This window comes from Bacillus sp. ISL-46 (genome assembly GCF_018613205.1).
This window is the reverse complement of sequence record NZ_JAGGQR010000011.1, coordinates 37374-54024: the sequence shown is the minus strand read 5'-3', so window position 1 is coordinate 54024 and position 16651 is coordinate 37374. Positions and strand designations below refer to the sequence as shown.

The window sequence follows — 16651 nt, the reverse complement described above, 5'->3', positions numbered from 1 at the left end:
TATTGTATAATGGGAATTACATTTTAGAGAGTTTACAACTGGAGGATCACTATGGGAAAAATGAAACTAGTTTTCAATTCGTTACTGTTTAAACTCTTTTTGAGTGTGTTTTTAATTATTGGACCATTAATTGTCGTTCACATTGTAAATAACTACTATGCGGTCGAAGTTATCAGGAGCCAGGTGGCCCAGTCAAACAAAAATATGCTGAATATTTATATGGACCAAATCGACCGGAATTTGGAAGGTGTTGGAAACTATATTTTCCAAATTACACAAAACAATACAGATTTATATTTTCTTCAATATAATGAAACGATTGATCCCAATGATTATGAAGAAGCAAAAATACGTTTATTTAATTCTATTACCAATCAGTCTTATTTCTACACTGCCATCGATTCCATTTTTATTTATTCGGATGCGTATAAGGATTTCCTTTTTACACAAAAATCCGCTGACAATTATTTTGAACGGTATGAAGCAAGAGACGAAATTTACCAGATGTTCGAGAAAAACCCGGAGCAGCTTAGAGAGGGGAAATGGAATATATGGAAGGGAGCAAAAAATTATTACTTGCTGCAATACTATAAAGTAGATGGAGTATATGTAGGCGCCTGGGTGAATATGGACAAACTCATTACGCCGTTTAAATATATTGATTTTGGAGATACAGGAAGAGCCTTGTTGGCAACTTCCGACCTAAAACCGATTACAAATAAGAAATTTATTGAAAAGGAAAAAATAGATTTAACGATTAAGAAGAAAAAGTATGTCATTACTGGGAAAGATAACCGTTTTGTTGTAATGAAAAAAAAATCATCACAAGGTGATTTCTATCTTGCTGCATTGATACCTGAGAGAGAAATCCTGGAGAAACTTCCATTTCTACAAAGAATATCGTCGTTAATTACTTTGTTAGCCGTGTTGTTCTTATTATTTTTTATCTTTATCATGAGAAAGGTTTTTCTTCAGCCAATTAATCGAATTGTCGCCGCTATGAAAAAACTGCGAAAAGGTGATTTGGATATTCGCCTTCCCATCCATCGAAATTCTACTGAGTTTGAAATGATGAATGGAACCTTCAATCATATGATTTCTGAGATTAAGGATCTAAAAATAAATGTATATGAGGAAAAGCTAAATCTTCAAAGAGCGGAATTAAAACATTTACAGCTGCAAATCAACCCGCACTTTTTCCTTAATTCATTAAATATTATCTATAATCTAGCTACGGTTAAGGACTTTGCTGTCATCCAAGAGATGGCTAAATGTCTGGCCAATTACTTTCGGTTTATGTTTCGCAGTAATTCATATTTTGTTAGCTTAGAAGATGAACTAAAGCATACGGAAAATTACTTGAAAATTCAACAGCTCCGCTTTCCCGATACATTTAACTATTCTGTTGAATCACCACCTGAGCTATTAAAAAGTAATATTCCTCCGCTCGTCATTCAAACAATTGTCGAAAATTCAATTAAACATGCGCTTAATTTAGATGACGCTCTTGATATTCTGATAGTTGTAAAGAAATTTGAGGACCCTGGGTTTATAAGTATAAAAATTCAGGATACAGGTGATGGATTCCCTGAGGATGTTTTACGCAGTTTGAAAGAAGACGAATCTTTAACTAATGAGGAAGGAGAGCGTATTGGAATATGGAACGTTAAACAACGACTAAGTTTGTTATATGGAGAAAAATCAAACATACAATTTTCGAATGAACCAGGCAAAGGGGCGTCTGTTTGGATACGAATTCCGAACGATATAATCTAAGTCAAGAGGGTGGGTATGGTTTATGAATCAATTTCAGGTTCTAATAGTTGATGATGAAATTCATTCCATTAGGGGTGTCCAAGCTGGTGTGAATTGGGAAAAGCATGATATCTCATCTGTTTTTACAGCTAATAACTTAAGACAAGCTCAAGAAGTGTTTTTAAATAACAAAGTTGATTTGTTATTATGTGACATTGAAATGCCTAGAGGCTCTGGAATTGATTTGCTAAAGTGGGTGCGTGAACACTTCCCGATGACTGAAGCGATTTTTTTAACCTGTCATTCAGACTTCTCCTATGCAAAGCAAGCCCTGCAATTGAAAAGCTTTAATTATTTATTAAAACCCGTCGATTATCAAGAACTTGAAGATGTTATTCATAGCGCATTGGGGAAAATCAAAAAGGATCAAGAAACAAGAATGGTAGAGGAATCTTACCTTCAATTGAAAAAATCCCACCATTCAGTCATGCAAGAACGTTTCTGGTTAGATCTTATTAATCAAGTTATCCCAACAACCAAAGATCAAATTGAAAAACAAATGAAGAATTATCATTTATCCTATTCAGAATTAACTACTTTTCTACCCATTTTATTTCATGTTCAGCATTGGAAAGAGGAACTATCGGTCCATGAAGAAAAGGTGAGCGAATATGCTCTTCAAAAAGCATTGGGTGAAGTAATCGAAAAGAATAGCATGGATGGTTATGTGCTTAATATAGAAATTGGCTATGTCTTAGTGATTATTGCACTAGTAGAGCCAATCAACTTGAAGGAGTTTAATGAAAATTGTAATCACTTTATTTCACAATTCGCTCAGTTTTTTTCTTGTGAACTTTGTGGCTACATTGGAAATCAAGTTCCGATTGAAGAATTAGTAGGGATGGTCCATACTTTGCAGGAATTTGATCGCAATAATGTAACTGTAAGTAACCAGACGATTAAATGTAACAATAAGAAAAAATGTTTATGCACTTCCCCGCTGCTTCCTTCCGCGGAATGGACGAGTCAAATGAAAAATGGTCCAAAAGATAAGTTTTTAGATGCAGTCAATCAGTATTTTACTGATTGGAAAAAATCGGATGGAAATATAACAGCTCAATCCCTTCATTTGTTTTATCAAGATTTTTTGCAATTAATCTTTTATGTTCTTCAGGTAAAAGGAATTCAAGCCAATCAGGTTTATTCACAAAATCTGCTGACTGAAAAACCAAAAAGAGTATTGAAATCATTGAACTCGCTCCAAGAATGGGTCATATATATTGCCGATGTTGCCATGAACCAGCTCCATCAACCTCAAGAAAAAGGATCAGTGGTGGACATAGTAAAAAATTATATTAATCATCATCTAGGAGAACAGCGGTTAACTCGTGATGAAATTGCCAATTATGTCTATTTAAATCCAGATTATTTAACAAGATTATTTAAAAAACAAACAGGTTTATCCATATCGGACTATTTGCAGCAGAAGCGTATTGAATACGCCAAAAAACTGTTAATAGAAACCAATCTGCCTGTAAGTGAAGTGGCATTATCTGCAGGTTATTCTAATTTTTCCTATTTTTCTACTATATTCAAGAAATCAACCCAATTAAATCCGATGGAATATCGAAAAAAGTCGTTTTTTTCAGAAAAGTCGGAATAACAAAAATAAAAGGTCGTATTTTTAGTAAGTGTTTTTTCAGCCAACCTCTATACTAAAACTAGATCAGTGGTAACGCTTTCATGAGAGTTATCATGGAATCAACTAGATAATAAGGGGGAAAGAAAAGATGAAATGTTTTAAGGCATTTACAAGGTTTTTACTGATAGTAATGTCAGCTGTTTTAGTTTTGGCTGGCTGTAGTTCAAAGGAAAGCAGTTCAAGTAAAAAGGACGATACGAACTCAAAGGGTCAGCCATATGAGCTTAATCTGGCGTATCTAAACTTTACAAAAATAGATGATCTTCCTTTAGTTCAGGAAGAAATTAATAAAATTGCTAGAAAGAAGATTAATGCTACCGTAAAATTAGTACCGATTAGTGGTGCAGCTTGGTCACAGCAAACTAATTTAATGTTGACAGGCAATGAAAAACTGGATCTTATCGTTTCTTCATCATTTTTTGGCTACAATACCCAAGCCGCTAAAGGACAGTATGTTCCTTTAGATGATTTGCTTAAATCAAATGGTCAAGGGATTTTAAAAGTCGTGCCTGAACGTCTTTTAGAAGGCAATAAGGTGAACGGCAAAATATATGGCATTCCAAGTATGCGGGACTGGGGTTCCTATTATGGGTATATCATGAGAAAAGATATTGTTGATAAATATAAGATTGACCTTTCTCAAGTCAAAACATTTGCTGATTTAGAGAGTGTGTTTAAAATTGTCAAAGAAAAAGAGCCGACTTTAACCCCAGTGGTTAACACACAAATCACATCCGTTGCTTCTGTTCTTGCAGGTGGAAAATTTGATATACTTGGGGACAGCCTTGGGGCAATATCTTTTAAAGATAAGAAAATGGTCAATATGTTTGAAGAACCTGAATATGTAGAAGCGGTTAAATTAGCCAGAAAATGGTTCAAAGCCGGCTATATCATGAAGGATTCAGCAACGTCACAAGAAGCTGCTGCTAATATTGTGAAAGCCAATAAAGGGTTTGGCTATTTTTCTCATATGAAGCCAGGTTTTGATGTACAAGAAAAAGGAATTACTGGACATGAAATGGTATCTGTAAAATTGACGGATGTATATTCGTATACCGATGCGGCAACAGGCTTTAATATGTCAATTGCCAGAAACAGTCAGAATCCAGAAAAAGCAATGGAATTTATCAATTTACTTTACACAGATAAAGAGATTATGAATTTACTGGATAACGGTATTGAAGGGAAACATTATGCAGTTAAATCTGATGGTGTCATTACATTGCCAGAAGGTGTAAAAGAGTCCAAATATGTATTTGGCCAATGGCAAATCGGTAATAATTTCCTGACATACCCTTGGGAAGGAAATCCAGCGAATTATTGGGAAGTTATGAAAAAACATAATGATTCAGCGATATTTTCTCCGGCATTTGGTTTTACATTTAATCCAGATCCTGTGAAAACAGAAATTGCGGCATCGACGAACGTATTAAATCAGTATAAATTAGGTATTGAATCTGGTACTTTAGATCCGGAGAAAAGTTTAAAGGAATTTAATAAGAAACTTAAAGCATCCGGCATTGCTAAAATTATTGCAGAAAAACAAAAACAGTATGATAAGTGGAAAGAAAAGAAATAAGGACCAAGAGAAGAGAGCTAGTGCGTCTAGTTCTCTTTTTTCATAAATTCCACAAGTTTGAAATGGCTTATAATTTAAATTTAATGTATTCTGAAAAGTCGGATAAACAAAAATAAGAAGTCGTATTATGGATAGTAACAAATTTACTAGTCTAATAAAATAAATATAAGTAGAAATGATAGTTTTTGTAAGCGGAACCATTTTATTGGACAAGGGGGAATAGTGATGTCAGAAGTTACAGTAAAACCGTTAAGTAAGGACGTCCATGCTGCAATTGGGAAAAAAGCGAATGTTAGGATGATGAGATTTAAAAGGTATCTGCCATTATTTATTATGATGATGCCTGGTTTAATTTACTTACTGATCAATAATTACTTACCTATGTTTGGCCTTATGATTGCTTTTAAAGATATTAACTATGCTAAAGGAATATTGGGAAGTGATTGGATTGGATTTAAAAACTTTGAATACTTGTTTAGTACAAGAGATGCCTTTGTTATTACCCGGAATACCATTCTCTACAATGGAGGATTTATTATCTTAAATACCATATTAGCTATCGGTGTAGCGATAATGCTAAATGAAATTAAAAATAAGCTGGCGAAAAGCTTTTACCAAAGTGTGATTCTTTTGCCATTCTTAATCTCGATGGTTATTGTCAGTTATTTGGGCTTTGCCTTCCTTAGCGAAGATGTTGGTTACCTGAACAAAACGATTTTACCGTTACTTGGGCTTGATGGTATTTCATGGTATAACGAAGCAAAATTTTGGCCATATATTTTAACCTTCATTAATATGTGGAAGGGTGTCGGTTTCTTGTGTGTTATTTACTTAGCCGCAATTATCGGGATTGACCAAGAGTACTATGAAGCAGCCACTTTAGATGGGGCAAATAAATGGCAGCAAATCATTCACATAACGCTTCCTTCGATTATGCCTGTAATTATCATGATGACTTTATTGGGAATAGGACGCATTTTCTACTCCGATTTCGGCTTGTTCTATCAAGTGCCAATGAATTCGGGTGCTATTTATGACACAACGAATGTTATTGATACCTATGTTTACCGTGGATTAATGCAGCTTGGGGATATCGGGATGTCAGCTGCAGCAGGTTTATATCAATCGATCGTCGGATTTGTCCTTGTATTATTATCAAATTATCTCGTACGTAAAAAAAGTAAAGATAATGCATTATTTTAAGCTGGAGGTCGAAAGCGATGTATAAATCTGATCGAATAACACAATGGGTTTCTCATATCTTTTTAATCATACTTGCGGCAGGAAGCATCATACCGTTTATCATTCTTTTATCTTCTTCCCTGACCGATGAAGCAGCCATCATGAAAGAGGGATATTCCTTTATTCCAAAGGAGATGAGCTTTGATGCTTATAATTACCTGCTAAATAATTCATCTAGCATACTAAGGGCTTACGGAATTACCATCCTTGTTACTGTATTTGGAACCTTTGTAAGCTTGGCGATGACTTCGTTTTTGGCATATGCGCTCTCTCGCCGCGATTTACCTTATAAAAACGTTTTTGCTTTTCTAGTATTCTTTACTCTATTGTTCAATGGTGGACTTGTTCCGACCTATCTCGTTTATACGCAAGTATTTGATATTAAAAACACGATTTGGGCACTAATAGTCCCAGGATTACTCATGAACGGATTTAACGTATTGCTGATGAGGACATTCTTTATGACTTCTATTCCAGAGCCAGTTATTGAATCAGCACGCATGGATGGTGCAGGTGAATTTAGAACCTTCTTCTCTATCATTCTACCGCTCTCATTGCCAATTCTGGCTACGATTGGATTGCTTCAAACCATCATTTATTGGAATGATTGGTTTAATGGACTGATCTATATCACTGAACCGTCATTATTTAGTATCCAAAACATCTTAAACAGGATGCTGTCAGACATTCAGTTTTTAGCAAGCAGCAATCTAGGCACAAATGCGAGCCAGGCTGCTTCGCAAGTTCCTACCACAGGTGTACGGATGGCGATTGCTGTTATCGGTGTCCTGCCGATACTGATTGCTTATCCATTCTTCCAAAAATACTTGGTAAAAGGGATTGCTTTAGGTTCAGTTAAAGGTTGATTGATTTAAATTAATTACCATGGAGGGCTGATTGCAAAGCAATGGCCCTCCTATGATATATTTCAGGATAACAGTAAAAGCAAAGGGGGAACGACTGATGGAAGGTTTTATGCGGGGATTTTATAGTATCTCGGAGTGGATCATGAAGTTTGCTTATGTGAATATTCTTTGGATTGCATTTTCCATGCTTGGATTTATAGTTTTTGGCTTTTTTCCTGCCACTACAGCAATGTTTACAGTAGTTCGTAAATGGGTATTGAAGCAGTCTGATAGTCCGGTCTTGAAAACCTTTTGGTTCACCTATAAAAAAGAATTTGTAAAAAGTAATCTATTAGGACTTGTCATCATTCTAGTTGGTTTTTTTATGTATTCTAACATTAGAATCGTGGAAGCAACTACGGTACATGCACTTAAACTACTTTATATACCAAATGTCATTGTTATTTTCATATTTTTACTCACTCTTTTATATATTTTTCCAGTGTTTGTCCATTTTGATGTCCGCCTGGCAGAAGGAATTAAAAATGCGTTTATTTTAATGACTGTTAACCCTATGGCGACGTTTTGTATGGGAATTCTGACTGGATTCCTTTGTTTTATATTTATAAAATTACCAGGACTTCTTCCATTTTTCAGCGGGAGTATTATTGCTTTTTTACTTATGTGGATTAGTAACTATGTATTTATAAAAATGAATAAAGCTACTAATTTTTCCGTCGCGAGAAGCAGTACTAAAGTAAATTAATATTAGAGGCAGAAGTCAATGCGAAGAAATTAAAACGATTTAATAGGAGGTAAAAAATGGAGATTAGTAATTTAAGAACAAATCACGTTGTGAATCCGCTCGGATTTGAATTCGATCGCTTAAGTCTTTCATGGGTGACCGAGTCAGGGGGGGGCCCATCTATTTATCAAACGGCCACCAGAGTGGAAATAGCGGCTGATCCTGACTTCGAAATGATTCTATTTGATTGCGGGAAAAGTCAAGAGATTGATAGTTTAGGGTACACTCCGGACCTACAGCTGAAACCACGTTCTCGTTATTATTGGCGGGTAACTATATGGGGGGATGCTCGTGACGAGGTAACAAGTGAAACTGCCTGGTTTGAGACAGCAAAAATGAATGAGCCATGGCAAGGAAAGTGGATTACTCCTGACTTGGGTAAGGAAATCCATCCATTAATTAGAACAAACTTTAACCTGCCAGCTGAAATTGTGTCAGCTAGAGCATATCTCTGCGGGGTGGGTCTATATGATGTGGAAATAAACGGAGAGAGAATTGGACAGGAATATTTTGCTCCGGGTTATAATGCTTATGATTTCTGGCTGCAGTATCAAACCTATGATGTGACGGACGTATTGAGGCGCGGAGAAAATACGATTGGTTTTATGCTTGGCAACGGTTGGTACAAAGGCCGTTTTGGGTTTGAAGGCGGTTATCATGAATTATATGGAAGTGAATTTGCTTGCATTGGTGAAATCGTTGTAACGCTTAAGGATGGATCCACCTTAAGAATCACTACGGATGAAGACTGGAAGAGTGCGCCAGCACCGATTACTTTTAGCGGCATTTATGATGGTGAGGTTTATGATGCAAATCTAGAGAATAAAGACTGGACACTGCCTAATTTTGATGATAGCGAATGGACAAGCGTTAGGAAAACGGAAATCAAAACAGACAGTTTTACAGCCAGACGAAATTTGCCTGTCAAAATCATGGAAGAAAGAAAACCAATTGAGATTATTCATACACCTGCTGGAGAAACGGTCCTTGATTTTGGTCAAGTAATGACCGGTTGGGTGCGGTTTAAAATCAACGCACCAAAAGGAGCAACAGTACAGCTTCAATACGGTGAAGTTCTTCAAAATGGAAACTTTTATCGCGAAAATTTGCGAGAGGCAAAAGCTGAATTTGTTTATATTTCTGACGGAAGTGGAAGAGAAGTACAGCCTCACTTCACCTTCTATGGCTTTCGGTATGTAAAGCTGACTGGTTTTGACGGGGACATTAATCTGGATGATTTTACTGGCTGTGTCATCTACAGCGAAATTGAACAAACTGGAACAATTGAAACCTCCAATCCTTTGGTGAACCGATTATTCCTTAATGCCTTATGGGGACAAAAAGGGAATTTTCTCGATGTACCTACAGATTGTCCGCAGCGCGATGAACGGATGGGCTGGACAGGTGATGCACAGGTGTTTGCCCCTACAGCCTGCTACAATATGTATTCGCCTGCATTTTACCAAAAATACATGTTTGATTTACATGAAGAACAGAAAAGGTTAAACGGTTCCGTACCATTCACAGTACCTGTCGTAAAACCAAAAGATGGAAACGGTTTTATTTCAGGTAGTGGGTCAGCTGCATGGGGTGACGCTGCTACTGTTATTCCGTGGACATTATATACGTACTATGGAGATAAAGAGCTTCTTCGTCAGCAGTTCGATGCAATGAAGGACTGGGTCGAATATATTAAAAAAGTAGATGATGAATCAGGTGCAAAGAGACTGTGGCAGGTTGGTTTCCATTTTGGTGATTGGCTGGCATTAGATGGAAAGGATCCTCAAAGCCCAATGGGTGGAACCGATTCTTATTATATTGCTTCCGCTTATTATTGTTATTCGGCACAGCTAGTGGCAAAAGCAGCAAAGGTCCTGGGTAACACTGGCATGGCGGAACAATATGACATTCTGGCAAATGAAATTAAAGAAGCAATGATGAAGGAATATTTTACACCAAATGGCAGAAGTGCGATTAATACACAAACCGCCATGATTGTTGCCTTATATATGGATCTGGTACCAGAAAGTTTTCGGCCAAGATTAATAGAAGATTTAAAAGCAAAGCTTCGTGAGGATAAAATGCACTTACAAACAGGTTTTGTCGGTACGCCTTATTTCTGTAACGTATTATCTGAAAATGAAGCTAATGATTATGCGTATACTTTATTGTTAAATGATGATTTTCCAAGTTGGTTATATGCGGTCAAACTTGGTGCTACAACGATTTGGGAGCGATGGAACTCAGTGCTTTCGGACGGAAGCATAAGCGGAACAGGAATGAACTCATTAAATCACTACGCTTATGGTTCGATTGCTGAGTGGATGTATCGTTATATGTGCGGAATCAATCCGGTTGAAGATGCACCAGGGTTTAGAAAGATTAAACTATGTCCTAAACCATATGGAAAATTATCCTACGCCAAGGCAAAATTTTCTTCTCCGTCCGGATATATTGAGAGCGGCTGGGAATTAAAAGAGGATGGGTTGTTAACTTTTAGCTTTGTTGTACCATTCAATACTTCAGCTAAAGTTATCCTGCCTGATGCTGCTTTGGAAACTATTAAGGTAAATGGCGACTTGCTCGTTAATCGAGGTTTGGAAGCTAAGCAGGAAAGTAAGGAAGTTCTATGTGAGCTTACTGCAGGCACATATGTATTTCAATATCTACCGACAAAATCTTATATCTTAACTTATAGCACAAACAGTAGTTTAAAAGAGCTTCTAAACAATGAAGAAACAAAAGAAATTATTAAAAATGATCTACCAGAAATCGTAAATAACCCGATTGTAAAAAACGATCAATTTGTTGAAAAATCATTGCAAGAATTAATAAATTTCCCCTTATTCACTTCGTTGGCTTCATCAGAAAAATTAGATGAGTTAAATAAAAAACTAGTTCTTGTTCGACAATAGACTATTAAATCTTTAAAGAGAAGGACTTTGAAATTCTAGTAATAAGTTTAAAAATGTAGTGGTCCATGGAACTTATTCCCTTATAGTAGGCAGTAAAAAGAAAGGGTTGTACTGTCTATTATGAGGGGATTTTTTTCATAGAGGAAAATTAGAATAAACTATTTAAGATAATTACTATTTTTCCGTAAAATATACCATAAATCTTTAAAAAAACGATATAAACTGACAAGTAATAAACCGTTTACATAATTGAAACTAACAATTGAAAGGAATGGAATTTATGACCGAAAACAGTGTTTTATGGATTGAATCCACACAAGGTAATTATTGGCAAACGAAGGAACCTGTTGAAACAGCTGATACACAACGTAATTTAATCATTACAGACAATAAAGGCCGTGTCGTTGAGGGTTTTGGCAGCTGTTTTAATGAACTTGGAATGTATGCGCTTAAATCTTTATCTGAAGAGGACCGTCAAAAAGTACTAGATTCTTTATTTGCAACGGATGGAGACTGCCAGTTTACACTTTGCCGCCTGCCAATTGGTGCAAGTGATTATGCCCTGGAATGGTATAGTCATAATGAAACCGATGACGACTATGAAATGGAGCATTTCTCGATTGAAAGGGATCAAAAGTATCTTATCCCATACATTCGTGAGGCCCAGAAAAGAAACCCGGATATGAAATTTTTCGCTTCACCTTGGAGTCCTCCTACTTGGCTGAAATTTCCGAAGGCTTATAATTATGGAACACTACGCTGGGAGAAAAAAGTACTTGAGGCTTACGCGCTTTATTTCGTTAAGTTTGTCCAAGCGTATGAAAAAGAAGGAATAAAAATCAACCAAATTCATGTGCAAAATGAAGTAATAGCTGACCAAAAATTCCCTTCTTGTAAGTGGACAGGTGAACAATTGCAGGAATTTATCCGAGACTATCTTGGACCAGCTTTTGAAAAGCACAATCTAGCTACAGAAATCTGGCTGGGGACCATCAATGCACCAGAACCTTGGCAAGAATTAATGACGGATACCACATCTGATTTCGATGTATACGCAGGCCTTGTTCTCAGTGATCCTGAAGCATATAAGTATATCAGTGGTGTTGGCTATCAATGGGCTGGAAAACATGCAATCCAGCGAACAGCTGAGAGTTACCCTGAGATGCGTTTTCTACAAACGGAAAATGAATGCGGAAACGGTAAAAATACTTGGGAATATGCTCAATATGTAAGCAACCTGTACCGCCATTATTTTGTCAATGGGGCAAATGGATATGTTTACTGGAATGCCGTTCTAGAGCCTAAAGGCCGCAGTACATGGGGCTGGGAACAAAATTCTATGATTACCGTCGATCCAGAAACAAAAAGCTTCCAATATAATCCTGAATTCTACGTGGTAAAACACCATTCTCATTTTGTGAAAAATGGAGCAGTAAGACTTGAAACAAAAGGTCATCTAACCGCTCATGCGCTAGCTTTCCAAAATCCTGACGATTCTATTGTATTAATTGTCAACAATCCACTAAAAAAACAACGGGAATTAGTATTTGAATATCAAGGCAAATCCTATCAATTTGATTTAAAACCTGAATCCTTTAACACGGTTGTTTTGAAGTAAACCAATGACTCCGGTATAAATGCCGGAGTCACCTTTTTCTATCAACAATAATAGTAAATATCGTTAAAAAATTATGAAGAAATTCTTCAGTTGGGAGGGATTTTTGTTGAATAAGTCAGCAAAAGTAATCATTGATACTAAAGCTAAAAAATTTCCTGTTAGTCCTTCATTGTATGGTCTTTTTTTCGAGGAAATCAACCGTGCGGGTGATGGAGGAATCTATGGGGAGTTAATTCGAAATAGGTCTTTCGAGGATACCATCATTCCTGACCGCTGCCAAGTAGAGGGATGTGAATTGCATTCACCTGCAGGGTGGGTTTCTCCTTTTGAAGAAGCACCGGGATCAATCCCAGGCTGGCAGCTGCGCAAGGATAATTCGAATAGTAAAGCAGGCATTTACCTAGATGGAAATGTCCCTATTAATAAGGAAAATCCCCTTTCTCTCAGGGTAGAGATTGAAGATTCATTTGATAAACGGATTTCAGTATACAATGAAGGATTTTGGGGAATCCCTTTGAAAAAAAATGAAAGATACAATCTATCTTTCTATGCAAAAAAGGAAGGGACGTTTTCTGGAAATCTGGAAATAACACTTGAAAATAAAATAGGTGAAAAATTGTCCTCAAGCCCCTGTGAAATAACATCTGAAAATTGGCAGAAATATGAGCTGGTATTAGAAAGTGGGGGCGAGGAGCCTGAGGGCATCTTAGCATTTTCAACGAATGAAAGAGGAACATTTTGGCTTGAGTTTGTATCCTTATTCCCCCAAAAAACGTTTTTGGAAAGGAAAAACGGGTTACGACCAGATTTAGTGGCCAGGGTTGCAGACCTAAAGCCCAAATTTTTGAGATTTCCCGGCGGGTGCTTTGTAGAAGGATTTTCAGTGGAAACAGCCTATCGCTGGAAGAAAACGATAGGGGATGTAACCGAAAGAAGTTCTCACTGGACGCTGTGGAATTACATGACAACCAATGGATTAGGTTACCATGAGTATTTACAAATGGCAGAGGATCTGGGCTTAGAGCTGATGTACGTAGTAAACTGCGGCCTCACTTGTCAAGGAAGACCAGGAGAGCATATCCCATTAGAAGACCTCGATGATTGGATCCAGGACATGCTCGATGCGATAGAGTATGCGAACGGACCAGTTACAAGCAAGTGGGGTTCACTTCGTGCTGAAAATGGCCATCCGGCTCCATTTCATTTGAAGTATATCGAAATAGGGAATGAAAATTTTGGACCTGAATACAATATCCGGTACAAATTGTTTTATGATGCAGTAAAAGCAAAATACCCTGAAATTATCACTATTTGGAATACGCATTGGGAGGTAGGAACAGAAACTAAAGGATTGCCGGTGGAAATCGTGGATGAGCATTTTTATGCTGATTTTGATTATTATGTCATGTATCACGATATGTATGATACTTATGATCGGAATGGTCCAAAGATCTACGTAGGGGAATATGCCATGATCCTTGGGCAAGGAGCGGGCGCGCTTAAAGGCGCCATTAGTGAAGCTGCTTTTATGACGGGAATGGAACGAAATCAGGATATTGTCGTGATGTCTTCCTACGCTCCTTTATTTGCTAATTTGAATCATATCAACTGGACACCTAACCTTATTTATTTTAATGGAACGAATTCTTATGTTTCACCATCTTACCATGTTCAAAAACTGTTTGCGGAAAACAGGGGAGATATCGTCTTAGAAAGTAAAGTAGAAACAGAAAGTCGCTATCCGTCTTTTAAAGGTGAAGTAGCAATCCGACAAAATGACCTTCAGAATATTAATGATATAAGCATTACGAGTGGTGACCAACTGCTATTTAAGAGTGAAAACTTAACAGAAGATAACCCATTAACTCACCTTGAATGGAATGTGCTAAGGATTGGCGAGCCTACTTGGAAAGAATATACCATGACTATGAATGCGACACTGGGGGAACAGGGGTTAAAGGTTCGGTTCCTAGACAGTACGAAAGAATGGCAGCAAAACTATATTCTTTGGGAGCTAGACGCAAACGGTGAGAGCCGGTTACTGCATATCAATGGTTGGTCTCGTGTGAAGCTGACCCCTAATCAAGCTGTGAATGTAAATTCAGATGGTGGTCATCATTTATGTGCCAAGGCTACAAAGGATTCTATTTATTGCTATCTTGATGGTCAGTTGGTACATGAGTATAAAATAGCAACCATTCCATATCTCACTACAGTAACCACGCTTGATGAAAAGAATAATCAGGTAATAGTCAAATTGGTTAATGCTTCTGAATTTAATCTACGAACATCGATTGATATTGAGGGGAAAGAGAAACTTGTGGGTAAGCAGATCATTTTAACCTCAGACGATCCAAACAATACAAATACTATGGAAGAACCTAACAAGGTAATTCCTTTTGAAACTGCATTGCAGTTGGATAGTAATTTGTATGATATCCCTGCTTATGGTGTAGTCATTTTAAGAATCGAGTTATAATTATTTCTTCTAAGGTCCAGGTGATATCCTGGCCTTTTTTGTTATGTTAAATACCAATTTATAAGGGATTTCACTACTTCTTAGGTTAATCACAGAATTTTTATTTATTTTTCATAAAAGATAAAAAAATACAATTTATCATAAAATAATACCATAAACTAGCTCACTATCAATCTATACTATAAATAAATAAAGCGCTTTAAAAAAACAAAATAAATTAATTTATTATTTTACCTCATGTTGAAAAGAGTATGACTAATTAAAAATTAACAAAAATGAAAACGTTTTAACTATCTAGGGAGGGAAAACCATGGCATTAAGAGAACAAGATTTAATAAAAGTGAACCATGCTCCAAGTACAAATCAGAAGCTGTCCTTATTAGAAAAAGTTAGTTACGGTTTGGGAGATACGGGTTCAAACTTAATTTATACGGTTATAACCACTTATTTAACGTTTTACTTTACGGACGTATATGGACTTGGGGCCGCTGCAGTGGGTACCTTAATGTTGGTTGCAAGATTTGTAGATATGATTGATAGTCCGATTTTTGGGGTCTTGATCGATAGGACAAATACTAAATGGGGGAAATCAAGACCTTGGATTTTATGGTCAAGTATTCCATTTACGATTGTTTCCATTCTCCTCTTTATGGGACCGGAATTAAGCGCTTCCGGTAAATTGGCCTACGCTTACATATTTTATATTACAGCCAATGTGTTATATGCAGCCGTTAATAACCCATTAACAACAATGCTTCCAAGTATGTCAAGCGATGTTCAGGAAAGAACCGTTGCCAATGTGTTTCGTATGTTTGGCGGACAAGTGGGCGGATTAATTGTTAACTTAACTTTATTACCACTTGTTGCTTATTTTGGCGCTGGCAATCAGCAAAAAGGTTTCTTCTATGCGATGACACTATTTTCTGTTGTTGGATTAATCTTGTTCTTTGTTACCTTCCTTAACACAAGAGAACGTGTTCAAAATATCTCTGGTAACGAATCTATTCCTGTAAAAGAAAGTCTAAAAGCGATTAAAGGGAATCGCCCATGGATAGCTGTTTCCTTATTAGGAATCGTATTCTTCATGTTGTATATCATGAAATTGTCTGCAGGTATTTATTACATTTCTTATAACATCGGTAAGCCTGAACTCATTTCAACCGTCAATACCCTTGCAATGTTTTCACTTGTAGGCATTTTGGCAACACCATTCTTAACAAAGAAATTTAGTAAAGTACTATTAATTAATACAGGTATTGCTATCAATATCATTGGTCAATTAATCATCTTTATGGGTGGAGATAATGTACCAATGATTATTACCGGTACAATTATAGGTTCAATCGGTATGGGATTGCCAGGGGGATTATTGTTTACCTTAATGGCTGATACGGTTGACTATGGTGAGTGGAAATCAGGAGTTCGTGCACAGGGAATCCTTGTATCTGCTGCTGGTATTGGAATTAAATTAGGTTCGGGTCTTGGTGGTGCAATCCCGGCTTGGTTACTAGCTGCCGGCGGGTACGTTGCAAATCAACAACAAACAGAGACTGCACTGCGAATGATTTCTCTTAGCTACTTGTGGCTGCCAATTTTCTTTAGTATAGTATCCATCCTTATTATGGCTTTTGTCTATAAATGGGAAAAGCCCCATCATGAAATTATTGCTGAACTAGAAGCAAGAAGAGCACAACGTTAATCAATAGATATA

10 protein-coding genes are annotated in these 16651 nt (G+C 36.8%); all 10 read left to right on the top strand.

The features are described from left to right. Window positions 1-51 precede the first annotated feature (51 nt). The 10 genes from J7E67_RS05375 (at window position 52) to J7E67_RS05330 (ending at window position 16639) form a co-directional block, all read left to right on the top strand. Window positions 52-1776, top strand: a complete 1725-nt coding sequence (locus J7E67_RS05375; RefSeq protein WP_214716704.1) for a sensor histidine kinase — start codon at window positions 52-54, stop codon at window positions 1774-1776. A 22-nt stretch (window positions 1777-1798) separates the two neighbouring features. After that, window positions 1799-3418 (top strand): response regulator transcription factor, encoded by a 1620-nt coding sequence (locus J7E67_RS05370; RefSeq protein ID WP_214731145.1) that lies wholly within the window; start codon window positions 1799-1801, stop codon window positions 3416-3418. 127 nt (window positions 3419-3545) lie between these two features. After that, entirely contained in the window at window positions 3546-5036 is a 1491-nt protein-coding gene (locus J7E67_RS05365) for an ABC transporter substrate-binding protein (protein WP_214731143.1), read from the top strand. Between the two features lie 297 nt (window positions 5037-5333). Next, the gene (locus J7E67_RS05360) at window positions 5334-6239 is read left to right on the top strand and encodes an ABC transporter permease (RefSeq protein ID WP_251026588.1); all 906 of its coding nucleotides are present in this window, start codon (window positions 5334-5336) and stop codon (window positions 6237-6239) included. A 17-nt stretch (window positions 6240-6256) separates the two neighbouring features. After that, a complete protein-coding gene (locus tag J7E67_RS05355) occupies window positions 6257-7144 on the top strand; it encodes a carbohydrate ABC transporter permease (RefSeq protein WP_214716701.1) in 888 nt (295 codons plus the stop codon). A 97-nt stretch (window positions 7145-7241) separates the two neighbouring features. After that, window positions 7242-7889, top strand: coding sequence for a YesL family protein (locus J7E67_RS05350; protein WP_214731141.1), 648 nt, complete (start codon window positions 7242-7244; stop codon window positions 7887-7889). A 56-nt stretch (window positions 7890-7945) separates the two neighbouring features. Further along, a complete protein-coding gene (locus J7E67_RS05345; RefSeq protein WP_214731139.1) occupies window positions 7946-10843 on the top strand; it encodes an alpha-L-rhamnosidase in 2898 nt (965 codons plus the stop codon). A gap of 280 nt (window positions 10844-11123) precedes the next feature. After that, on the top strand, window positions 11124-12461 hold the full coding sequence (locus J7E67_RS05340; protein ID WP_214731137.1) for a glycoside hydrolase family 30 protein: 1338 nt from the start codon (window positions 11124-11126) through the stop codon (window positions 12459-12461). 106 nt (window positions 12462-12567) lie between these two features. After that, window positions 12568-14940 (top strand): alpha-L-arabinofuranosidase C-terminal domain-containing protein, encoded by a 2373-nt coding sequence (locus J7E67_RS05335; protein WP_214716698.1) that lies wholly within the window; start codon window positions 12568-12570, stop codon window positions 14938-14940. 310 nt (window positions 14941-15250) lie between these two features. Next, window positions 15251-16639, top strand: coding sequence for a glycoside-pentoside-hexuronide (GPH):cation symporter (locus J7E67_RS05330; RefSeq protein WP_214716697.1), 1389 nt, complete (start codon window positions 15251-15253; stop codon window positions 16637-16639). Window positions 16640-16651 lie beyond the last annotated feature (12 nt).